Source organism: Catenibacterium faecis (assembly GCF_014306455.1).
Lineage (GTDB): Bacteria > Bacillota_I > Bacilli_A > Erysipelotrichales > Coprobacillaceae > Catenibacterium > Catenibacterium mitsuoka_A.
The window spans coordinates 1-11,463 of sequence record NZ_JACRWG010000067.1 but is presented as its reverse complement, the minus strand read 5'-3'; the positions used below and the strand labels follow the sequence as shown (position 1 = coordinate 11,463).

General features: G+C 34.2%; 11 protein-coding genes. 9 read left to right on the top strand and 2 right to left on the bottom strand.

Going from position 1 to position 11,463, the window contains the following annotated elements; all coding sequences use genetic code 11:
• Positions 1-132: 132 nt before the first annotated feature.
• Together H8909_RS11475 and asnB are read right to left on the bottom strand one after the other, a co-directional pair.
• On the bottom strand, positions 133-279 hold the full coding sequence (locus H8909_RS11475; RefSeq protein ID WP_158546353.1) for a hypothetical protein: 147 nt from the start codon (positions 277-279) through the stop codon (positions 133-135).
• Between the two features lie 27 nt (positions 280-306).
• The gene (gene asnB, locus H8909_RS11470) at positions 307-1,890 is read right to left on the bottom strand and encodes an asparagine synthase B (RefSeq protein ID WP_187012928.1); all 1,584 of its coding nucleotides are present in this window, start codon (positions 1,888-1,890) and stop codon (positions 307-309) included.
• A 458-nt stretch (positions 1,891-2,348) separates the two neighbouring features.
• On the opposite strand from asnB, the gene H8909_RS11465 reads away from it, so the two are divergent.
• The 9 genes from H8909_RS11465 (at position 2,349) to ftsX (ending at position 11,300) form a co-directional block, all read left to right on the top strand.
• Positions 2,349-2,546: a type II toxin-antitoxin system HicA family toxin gene (locus H8909_RS11465; protein ID WP_187012927.1), complete on the top strand. Its 198-nt coding sequence runs from the start codon at positions 2,349-2,351 to the stop codon at positions 2,544-2,546.
• 263 nt (positions 2,547-2,809) lie between these two features.
• Positions 2,810-2,926, top strand: coding sequence for a putative holin-like toxin (locus H8909_RS13795; RefSeq protein ID WP_369409831.1), 117 nt, complete (start codon positions 2,810-2,812; stop codon positions 2,924-2,926).
• 235 nt (positions 2,927-3,161) lie between these two features.
• Entirely contained in the window at positions 3,162-4,298 is a 1,137-nt protein-coding gene (locus tag H8909_RS11460) for a DEAD/DEAH box helicase (protein WP_226793477.1), read from the top strand.
• The gene (locus H8909_RS11455; RefSeq protein WP_230310086.1) at positions 4,295-4,930 is read left to right on the top strand and encodes a ComF family protein; all 636 of its coding nucleotides are present in this window, start codon (positions 4,295-4,297) and stop codon (positions 4,928-4,930) included. Before H8909_RS11460 ends, H8909_RS11455 begins: the two co-directional genes overlap by 4 nt.
• Positions 4,931-4,996: 66 nt before the next feature.
• Positions 4,997-7,639 (top strand): preprotein translocase subunit SecA, encoded by a 2,643-nt coding sequence (gene secA / locus H8909_RS11450; RefSeq protein WP_187012925.1) that lies wholly within the window; start codon positions 4,997-4,999, stop codon positions 7,637-7,639.
• A complete protein-coding gene (gene prfB / locus H8909_RS11445) occupies positions 7,639-8,754 on the top strand; it encodes a peptide chain release factor 2 (RefSeq protein ID WP_117459601.1) in 1,116 nt (371 codons plus the stop codon). The genes secA and prfB overlap by 1 nt, the downstream gene beginning before the upstream one ends.
• Positions 8,747-9,643, top strand: coding sequence for a YitT family protein (locus tag H8909_RS11440; protein WP_187012924.1), 897 nt, complete (start codon positions 8,747-8,749; stop codon positions 9,641-9,643). Before prfB ends, H8909_RS11440 begins: the two co-directional genes overlap by 8 nt.
• A 68-nt stretch (positions 9,644-9,711) precedes the next feature.
• Complete coding sequence (gene ftsE, locus H8909_RS11435; protein ID WP_117459606.1) at positions 9,712-10,404, top strand: cell division ATP-binding protein FtsE; 693 nt, start codon at positions 9,712-9,714, stop codon at positions 10,402-10,404.
• Positions 10,392-11,300: a permease-like cell division protein FtsX gene (gene ftsX, locus H8909_RS11430; protein ID WP_187012923.1), complete on the top strand. Its 909-nt coding sequence runs from the start codon at positions 10,392-10,394 to the stop codon at positions 11,298-11,300. The genes ftsE and ftsX overlap by 13 nt, the downstream gene beginning before the upstream one ends.
• The last annotated feature ends 163 nt before the right edge of the window (positions 11,301-11,463 follow it).

Genomic DNA, 11,463 nt, shown 5'->3' with positions numbered 1-11,463 from the left:
AAGGCGATACAGAAATATAAGGCGACACATTATGCATAAAAAAATTGCCTGCCACTACGTGGCAGGCAAGGGTACATGTTTTTAATTATTTCACCTGTCTACTTGACAGGGGCGGTTCATAACTCATAGCCTCTATATAATGATTCCCAAGAATCCTAATGCAAGGAAAATAAGAATAAGATAGATAATGACCTTTAAACTCCATTTAAATATATAAAACATAACAATAAATGGAAGAAATGCAAGAAAGAACACCATAGATAATAATGTACCTAACATAATCATCACCTCACTCTTATTATAATATTATTTTCCAGAATCTCCATAGTTTTTAAGTACTCTAGCACTTGGGTCATTTACATCACAGTTTTCCCATGTTTTATTAGGCATCCAGAAGTCTTTGATCCATTTAGCTTTTCCTGGGTAATAAGATTCAAAGATATCACGATATAATAATGATTCTTTAGTAAATGGTGTACAGTAAGGATACTTCTCTTTGGCGTTTACTACATCTTCATCTGTGTATAATGAATCAGCATATTCTTTTAAGTAATCTACCATAGAATGTCCTACTGCATCAGAGAATGCAGCTTTTTCTCTAAATAAGATATCTTGAGGAAGATAGTTTAAACCTTCAAAAGCATGTCTTAATAGATATTTACCTTTGTTGTAAGTGTTCATTTTCTTCTTAGGATCAATACGCATAGTATAATCTACAAAATCAAGATCTGCGAAAGGAACACGTCCTTCTAAGGCATTTGCACTAATACATCTATCTGCTCTTAATACATCATACATATATAATTCACGCATACGTTTTTGAGATTCTTTCTGGAATTCTTCTGGACTAGGTGCAAAGTCTGTATATTTATAACCAAATAATTCATCACTGACTTCACCTGTTAGAATAACCTTTAAATCAGTATGTTCATGAATATATTTACATAGAAGATACATACCAATACTTGCACGAATAGTCGTAATATCCCAAGTTTCTAATGTACGAATGACTTCTCTTAAAGAACCTAATACATCTTCTTTAGTCATAATAACTTCTGTATGATCAGTACCTAAGAATTCAGCGACTTCTTTCGCATACTTTAAATCAATAGGATCTGTTTCCATACCAATCGCAAATGTCTTAATAGGTGTATCAGTAATACGCTGACCAATCGCACATACTAATGATGAATCTAAACCACCAGATAATAAATAACCAACAGGGGCATCACTCTGTAATCTCTTCTTAACGGCTTCAATTAATTTAACACGTAGGTTCAAGGCAATTGTTTCTACATCATCATTATGCATTAATTTCACATCAGCCACATCATTGAAGCATACAAACTTTTCACCATCATAATAATGTCCTGGTGGGAAAGGCATAATTTCTTTACAGACAGGCATTAAAGCTTTGGCTTCAGAACCAAATGCGATAGTGCCTTTTTCAGTATATCCATAAAACATTGGACGAATACCAATTGGATCTCTGGCAGCCATCATCTTATCAGTATCTGCATCATATAAACAGAATGCATATTCACCATCTAAATATCTTACAAGTGTATCTAAACCATATTTTCTATATAAAGGAATTAATACTTCACAGTCACTAGAAGACTTGAAAGTATATTCATCCATAATATTCTTCTTTAATTCTGGGTAGTTATAGATTTCTCCATTACATACCACAATAGTATGATCATCAGAAAATGGCTGCATACCATTTTCACTTAAATCCATAATAGCTAATCTATTGAAACCAAAAGTCTTATCAAATAATCTAGAAGTCTCAATCATATCAGGACCTCTACCTTCAATCTTTCCTAAAACTTCATCAAATACATCAATCTCTACTTCTGTAGAACCCATTGTTAGAAAACCACACATTTACATTTTCCTCCTATACTTGAGTCAAAAAAAACTCGCTTTGTGGTGCGAGTATCTTACTAAGTCGTTGAGTCTATAACTAAGTACAGACATACTTCAAAGAGCATGCGATACCCGCCAGCGGTAACGTCGCTGAAAGAACGTTCTAGCCTACTTGCATTATGCTTTGGGTAGACAGCTCAGAGGTGTTCTTCATCTATCACTTAACTGTAAGTCTTCCACCAATCACTTACTCGCTAGAGTCTCTGTCATAGATTACTCTCCTCGTCTTCGCCTTTGTTGGGTCTAAGTATAGTACAAATATTTAGTCAATGCAATAATAAATTATTATAAAAATATTAAAAAATAATTAAAATTTAGTATTTGTATTAAATTATGATTAATTATGTCGTTATATGAAAAATAATCATTAAATATTATAACTGTGGTAGAATGGAGATAGACAAGGAGGAAAGACCATGAAAGCAAGAACTTACTCAATCATAGAGTTCAAAAGAATACTAGAAAACAATGGTTATCGCTTCCTTAGACATGCAAAAGGGGACCATTGTATTTACTCTAATGGTGAACGCACTATCACTATTAAGAGGACTCATGTGAATAAGATGATTGCCCGTAGACTTATTAGAGAACATGATTTAAAGGTAGAAGACTAACATCTTCATTCACAAAACTTAAGCATGAAAACAACCTCTGGGCGAATAGACTAGAGGTTATTTGTGTGTTGTATTTCTACCAATAAATTAAGATTTATTATGAAATTGTGATAATTGATTACTTATCTTGGTAGATAGAATCCTATGATATAATTTGTGCATGGAACAACCGTATACGGTAGGTGGTTATCCTTGGTCGTTATGACGAAGGTACGCAACCCTTCGTGATTCTTCTCTTAAGTTGAAAACGGAGGTGATGCCTGATGACAACGTATGAAATAATCATGATTATGTTAACGTGTTTGACACTGATCATATCTTTATTGACAATTGTTGTTAGAGTACTTCTTATCATTATTGATAAGAACGAAAAAAAGTAACTACCTCGCTCCTAGGAAAAGTTTGAGGTAGTTACTTACCAAAAATAAATCCAAGGACAACCGCTTACTGGTTGTTCCATCTTTCGTTTCTATTATAGTTTACAACAAATTTGAAGTCAATATATGTGACTATGAGTGATGCTCATAGTTTTTTTGAAAAAAATTTAACTTTTTTTGAGAAAAAAACCATCTTCTAGATGTATAGGTTAGTAGAGGGCCAAAGGAGGTGGTGATTGTGAAGTGTCCTGTATGTGGCAATGAGGATGAAAACTACATTAGCTATATCAATAAGAGACCTTATTGTAGAAAGTGCATAACATTTGGACGTATTTATTTAGATGAAGTTTATCCAATACATAAGATTCCTTTAATAATGACTGATGCGTCCTATCATCTTTCTTTTAGATTATCATCCCGCCAGCAGTTCATCTCTGATCAACTTATCACGAATTATGAGAATGCCACGAATTCTATTGTCCTTGCCGTATGTGGCTCTGGTAAAACAGAAATTTCTTATGCAATCATCAAGCATGTGATTGAAAATGGTGGACGAGTATGCTTCACAATCCCTAGAAGACAATTGTGTATAGAATTACATGAAAGAATTCAGAAGGATTTTCCTCACTTAACCATTGGTCTTCTATATGGAGGCTATCAAGAGAATAGTGATGCCCCCTTAATCATTTGTACAACTCATCAGCTCTATCGATTTGTATCTTCTCCTTTTGATTTAATTATTATGGATGAAGCAGATGCCTTTCCTTTTTATGGAGATGATGTATTGAACTCAATCTTTTATCATGCCTCTAAAAGGTATATTAAATTATCCGCTACATTACTTGAGGAAGATATTCATGATGAATGTGTCATGATCATGAATCGACGCTACCATGGTCATGATCTGCCTGTTCCTCATATTTATATCATTCCTCAATTTTTGTGGCTCATATCCTTGAAATACTGGATTAAGAAACTATTAGAAACACACCAGAAAGTATTAGTATATGTACCTAGGAAAAGTGACGCACAATACTATGCAGACTTATTAAAGGATACATATAAAGTACAGGGTGTAAGTTCTGAGTCTCTTTATTTAAATGAATATACAAAGGATTTTAAAGAAGGATTATTAGATGTCTTAATCACCACAACGATATTAGAAAGAGGAATCACAATAGAAGATGTACAGGTGATTGTATTAGAAGCAGGAGATCGTATATTTGATGAAAGAACATTGATACAGATTGCGGGAAGAGTAGGAAGAAAAATAGGATATGAGGATGGAAGAATATTATTAATAGATAACCATTATTCAAAGGCGATGAAGGAATGTATCAAAACCATTCAGAAGCTCAACAGGATGTCTGTTTGATCTGTTTATCCTCTATATCTAAAACATCTTCTTTTCATCAATTATTTACGCATCACTGTATCTGTTCCTCCTGTTTATCTTTATTTAAGAGAATTGATATTAAGACAAACTTTCAAGGTTATCCGCTACGCATATTATATGCTTACAATGATTTCTTCCGTACCCTGCTTTTTCGTTATAAGGGACAATATGATTATGCCTTAAAGGATGCTTTCTTAGATATGTACAAAAGAGAACTACAAAGACGCTATAAGGATTATTTGATTGTTGTTGCGCCAAGTGCGTCAAAGGCCAATGTTGTGCGTGGTTTTGCCCCTAACCAAGCCATCGCAATGACAATTCACTCTCATGTTTTCAATGGACTTTATAAGAAAGTAGATTATAAACAAAGTGATCAGTCTTATACACAAAGAGCAGGGATACGTGATGTTATTGGTTTAAGAGGTGGTGCATTCCTTAAAAATAGGAAAATATTACTCTTAGATGATGTGATGACTTCTGGAGAAACAATCAAGACCTGTCTAGAATTAATTAAAAAAGAAAAACCTCAGAAAATCGAAATATTGATCCTCTCTATGAAAGAAAAATACCTTGTAAACTTGGGAATAATTAAACAAGCAAGGAGTATATAAAATCTTTTGTTTTTTGCGGTATGTATGATATAATGTATACGATTTTGTATTGAAAGGAGACACATCATGCCTAGTAAAAAACAAGAAATTAGAAAACAAGTTAAGAAAAAATTAAAAAAGGAAGGAATGGAGCATCAGGAACTCAATCAAGAGGCTGAAATCGTTGATTTAGGTGATCATCGTGGTGATGATATCATTGTAGAATCATTTGACGATATCAAGACAGATGCAAAACCATTACCATTCTCTACAACACCTCAGAAAGAGAAAAAAGGAATTACTGGCCGTATTAAGAGTATTTTCTCACAGGACAGTTCAATTCTACGTAAATTAGAAAAACAGGCAGATGAAATTATTGCGATAGAACCTCAGGCTCAGGCGATGAGTGATGAAGAATTATGTGCTCAGACTCAATTCTTTAAGGATCGTCTAGCAAAGGGTGAGACATTAGATGATATTTTACCAGAAGCATTTGCGGTTGTACGTGAAGCAGCTTATAGAGTACTAGGACTCAAAGCCTTCAAAGTACAGTTAATGGGTGCTATTTCACTTCATAATGGTGATATTGCAGAAATGAAAACAGGTGAAGGTAAAACTCTAACATCTATCTTCCCAGTTTATTTGAATGCCTTAGATGGTAAGGGTGTTCATGTTGTTACAGTTAACGAATATTTAGCACGTCGTGACTGTGAATTAAATGGACAGGTTTATAAGTTCTTAGGTTTAACTGTTGGTTTAAATGAAAGAGAACTAGATGCAGATGATAAGAGAAAACAGCATGCATGTGATATTACATATACTACAAATGCTGAATTAGGATTCGATTACTTACGTGATAACATGGTAACTAACTATGAAGATAAAGTACTTCGTCCATTACATTATGCATTAGTCGATGAAGTAGACTCTATCTTAATCGATGAATCACGTACTCCATTAATTATTAGTGGTGGTAAAAAGAAGACTGCTTCTATGTATATATCTGCTGACCACTTTGCGAAGAGCTTAAAGAATGAAAAAGATTATCAGGTTGATGTTGAAAGTAAGACATGTACATTAACACCTGATGGTATTGCGAAAGCAGAAAAGGCATTTAATGTAGAAAACCTATATGATCCACAAAATACTGCTTTAGTACACTATATCAATCAGGCACTTAAAGCAAACTATACAATGACTAAGGACATTGAATATATGATTGCGACTGAAGATGGCAGCCATGATATTAGAAATGCTTCTATTATGATCATTGACCAGTTTACTGGACGTGTTATGCCAGGTCGTGCTTATTCTGATGGTTTACATCAGGCTATTGAAGCAAAAGAAGGTGTACCAATCAAAGAAGAAACTGTTACACTTGCCACAATTACTTATCAGAACTTCTTCAGATTATTTGATAAGCTAGCTGGTATGACAGGTACTGCAAAGACTGAAGAAGAAGAATTCCGTCAGATCTATAACATGCGTGTTGTAGTTATTCCTACAAACAAGCCTGTTATTCGTGATGATAAACCAGATTTAGTATTCTCAAGCAAGAAAGCTAAATATGCAGCTATTATTAGAGAAGTAGAAATGCGCCATGCTTATGGTCAGCCAATCCTTCTTGGTACAGTGGCTGTAGAAACATCTGAAATCTTATCTAAGATGTTAAGCGCAAAAGGTATTAAGCATAATACATTAAACGCTAAGAACCATGCTAAAGAAGCTGCTATTATCGCTAAGGCTGGTGTGAAGGGTGCCGTTACTATCGCTACTAACATGGCTGGTCGTGGTACTGATATTAAGCTTGGTGAAGGTGTTGCTGAAATTGGTGGTTTAATGGTTATTGGTTCTGAACGTCATGAATCTAGACGTATCGATAACCAGTTAAGAGGACGTTCTGGTCGTCAGGGGGACCCAGGATGTTCACAGTTCTTTGTATCATTTGAAGATGAATTAATGCAGAGATTCGCAAGTGAAAAGATTAAAGCTCTCACTGATTCATTTATGGATGATGAAGCCATTGAATCTAAGATGGTGACTAAATCTATTGAAACTGCTCAGAAACGTGTAGAAGGTCAGAACTTCGATATGCGTAAGCAGTTACTAGAATATGATGATATTATGCGTCAGCAGCGTGAAATCATGTATAAAGAAAGAGATGATATCATGCGTTCTAAAGACTTATCAGAAATCATCAAGGGTGAATTCTTAACAGCTATCGAACTAGATATGCCTAAGTTCACTAATAATGAAGGTAAGAAGCCAGTTGTAGATATTGAAAAATTCTTAAACTATGTTGGTAAGAACTACATGTTATTAAGTGAATTAGTAGCCAAGAATCCAGGCAAAGCAGTGAATGATCCTCAGAAGGTTATCGATGCAGTCAGTGAAGTCGTATTCATGAGCTATGAAAACAGATTCAATAAGGATCTAGAAGATTCAGTAAAACTTGATTATGAACGTCGTGTTCTTTTAGGTATCATTGACCATACATGGATCAACCATATTGATGCAATGCAGAAACTTAGAAATGGTATCTACTTAAGAGCTTATGCACAGCGTGATCCTCTTCAGGAATATACAGAAGAAGGTTTCTATATGTTCGAAGAGATGACAAAATCTATTTCTCAGGAAATTGCTCGTAATATTGTCCATATGGGTATCCGTCCTGGTACAGAAGCAGAAATGAACATTCCAGAAATCAAGGTTGAACTTGAATTTAAATAATGGAATTATATGAAATCAAAAACGGGCTGGAAGATGCCCGTTTATTATTAGACCAATTATATGTTTCTGCAAATATTGAAGTACTAAAAAGAGAAATAGAAGGACTAACTGTACAGACAATGGACGAACATTTCTGGGATGACCAGGCACATGCGACTAAAGTATATGCTCATCTGAATGAAATGAAGAAAGTGGCTGATACAGATGATTCTTTAGAAGCAAGCTATAAAGAACTTGTTGAAGTATATGAATATGTCAAGGATACAGAAGATCCTGACTTCATGGCTTCTTTAGAAGAAGATTATATTAAATTCCAAAAGAATCTCGATGAATTTGAAAAGACATTATTATTTGATCAGGAATATGACCATTCTAATGCGATTGTAGAAATTCATCCAGGAGCTGGAGGAACTGAATCTCAGGACTGGGCTGAGATGCTTATGCGTATGTATATACGTTATGGCGAAAAGAAAGGATGGAAGGTTGATGTTGATGATTATCTTGCAGGTGATGAAGCAGGATTAAAATCATGTTCTATCCGTTTTACTGGTTATAATGCGTATGGTCATTTAAGAGCAGAGAAGGGTGTTCATCGACTTGTACGTATTTCACCGTTTGATTCATCAAAAAGAAGACATACATCATTTGCGTCTGTAGAAGTTTCACCTGAATTAGATGATGATATTGAGATTACGATTGATCCTAAAGATTTACGTATTGATACATATCGTGCATCCGGTGCTGGAGGACAGCATATTAATAAAACTGATTCAGCAGTTCGTATTACGCATATTCCTACGAATACAGTTGTTTCTTGTCAGTCACAGCGTTCTCAGTTACAGAACAGAGAACAGGCCATGTTGATGTTAAAGAGTAAATTGTATTTATTGATGCAGGAAGCTCATGCTGAAAAACTATCTGAAATTCAAGGTGAAAAGAAGAATATTGAATGGGGATCTCAAATCCGTTCTTATGTTCTTCATCCTTATTCTATGGTCAAAGATAACCGTTCTGGTTATGAATCAAATGATCCAAAGAAAATATTAGATGGTGATCTTGATGATCTTATTTATGCTTATTTAAGATCTCAAGTTAAGGAGAAAAATAATGAGTAAAATACATTCTGCAAAGAAATTAGTGATTGATTTTATTTTAGTTATGCTAGGTAATGCCATTATGGCTTTAGGTACTGCAGGTTTTGCGGTACCAGCTAAGATTATTCTTGGTGGTGCATCAGGTCTTGCTCTTTCATTCCAGCATTATGTGTTCTATGTTCATTTATCAACACTTGTACTCGTCATTAACATAATCGCATTTGTTGTTGGCTATATTGTATTAGGAAAGAAGTTTGCAGTAGGAACACTCGTTTCTACATTCGCATTCCCATTCTTCCTTGCATTATTTGAAAAGAGTTACTATTTGACACATTTAACTAAGGATACATTACTTGCAGCTGTTTATGCAGGATTTCTTATTGGGGTAGGTCTAGGACTTGTATTAAGACTTGGTTATAGTACAGGTGGTATGGATATTCCACCATTACTTGTGAATAAGTATACAGGTCTTTCTCTAGGATTATTAATTAATATATTTGATATTTTGATTCTACTTATTCAGATCCCATTTTCAAATGTTGAAGAAATTCTCTATGGTATTATTACTGTTGTGATGTCTACATATATTATTGATAAGATGATGTTACTTGGACAAAACAACATCCAGGTTATTGTTGTATCAGAACATTATGAAGAAATTGCTGAACGTTTAATGAAAGATGTAGATCGTGGTTGTACATTCTTAAATATCACAACTGGATTTATGAAGAATGATTCTAAGGCTGTTATGGTAGTCTTAAATAGACGTGAATATGCTGCATTTCATGAGATTGTTCAAAATATTGATCCAGAAGCCTTTGAAATCACAAGTGAAGTTCATAGTGTAAACGGAAGAGGCTTTACATTACCTAACGTTAATCTTGATAAATGGTCTTCAAAAGAAATTTAAAATAAATCATTACTTATTATGAGTATGTGCTATAATGGGGAAACAAGGAGTGTGGTGCTATGCAAGAAATGATTAAACTTGAAAACGTAACAAAAGTTTATAAAACTGGCGTACGTGCTGTAAATGATATGTCACTTACAATCGATGCTGGCGAATTTGTTTATGTCATTGGTCCAACTGGTGCTGGTAAATCTACATTTATCAAGCTTCTCTATCGTGAAGAAAAAGCAACAAGAGGTAAAGTTATTGTTGATGGAACCGATGTATCTCGTATTAAGAACTCTAAAGTCCCATATTTTAGACGCAGGATTGGAGTTGTATTCCAGAACTATCGTCTTCTACCAAAAAAGACAGTCTTTGAAAATGTCGCTTTTGCGCTAGAAGTAACTAATACACCAAAAACTGAAATCAGAAAAAAAGTTCGTAATGTGCTAGAACTTGTAGGTCTAGAAGACAAAGCGAATTCGTTCCCACATGAATTATCAGGTGGGCAGCAGCAGCGTGTAGCGATTGCTCGTGCTATTGTTAATCAGCCTAAAGTATTAATTGCGGATGAACCAACAGGTAACCTAGATCCTGAAACATCTCAGGGAATCATTGAACTTCTAGAAAGAATCAATGATGTCCGTCAGACAACTGTACTTGTTGTCACACATGACCGTGAAATCGTTCAGAGAAATAAGAAGAGAACTATTCTTATTGAAGATGGTTGTGTCACAACAGATACAAGTTTAGGAGGTTATCAGTCATGGAATTCGTAGAAGAATTAAAGGCAATGCCTAAGCATTGTAAAACTGCTTTCCAGAATATCTGGAGAAACGGTGTAATGTCTATTTCATCTATCTTTGCAGTAACTATTACGTTAATATTGATTGGTGTTGTTTCAGTTATCGCAATCAATGTGAACCATATGACTGTGAATATTGAAAACAGTTTAAATATCTATGTTAAGGTTGATAGAGCAGCTACTGATGAACAAAGTAAAGCAGTAGGAGATGAAATCAATAAATTAACTGGTATTAAGAAAGTTAATTATTCAAGTAAAGATAAAGAATTAGATAAATTAATTGCATCTCAGGATAAGAATTCAAAACAGTTATTTGAAAACTATCGTACTGATAATCCTCTTGGTGATGCATATATTGTAGAAGTCAAGAATGCGAAGAATCTTGATAAGATTGCGAAGAAGATTGGGGATATTCCTTGTGTAAAAGAAGTGACTTATGGTGGCTCTTCTACAAATAAATTAGTGGATATCCTTGAATCTGTACGTAATGGTGGTGCCATCTTTGTAGTGGCATTAATTGTAGTCGCATTATTTATGATTGCGAATACTATAAAAATCACTATTACATCTCGATCAACAGAAATCTCAATCATGAGAATGGTCGGTGCTTCTAACTGGTATATCCGTATTCCATTTATGTTAGAAGGTATCTTTATTGGACTTATTGGTTCTATTGTGCCATTGTTGATATTAGTATATGGTTATAAATTTGCTTATGTGACAATGACATCAATGATGTCATCTAACTTGATTACATTTATGTCACCATATCCATTAGTATGGCAATTAGGTGCTCTGCTTGCACTACTTGGTGCTGCAGTTGGTCTATTAGGTTCATTCTTCTCAGTACGTAAATTCTTGAAATTATAACTGCACATATGTGCAGTTTTTTTGTAGAATAATAGTGAGGTGATAAGTGTGAAACAAAAATCAATCAAAACGTATAAAAAAAGACAAACTTAAAAACAAGTTTGAATAATTTAGAAAAAATAGAATAGTTGAATTTTATGGTTTAGTTAATTTAGAAACGTCA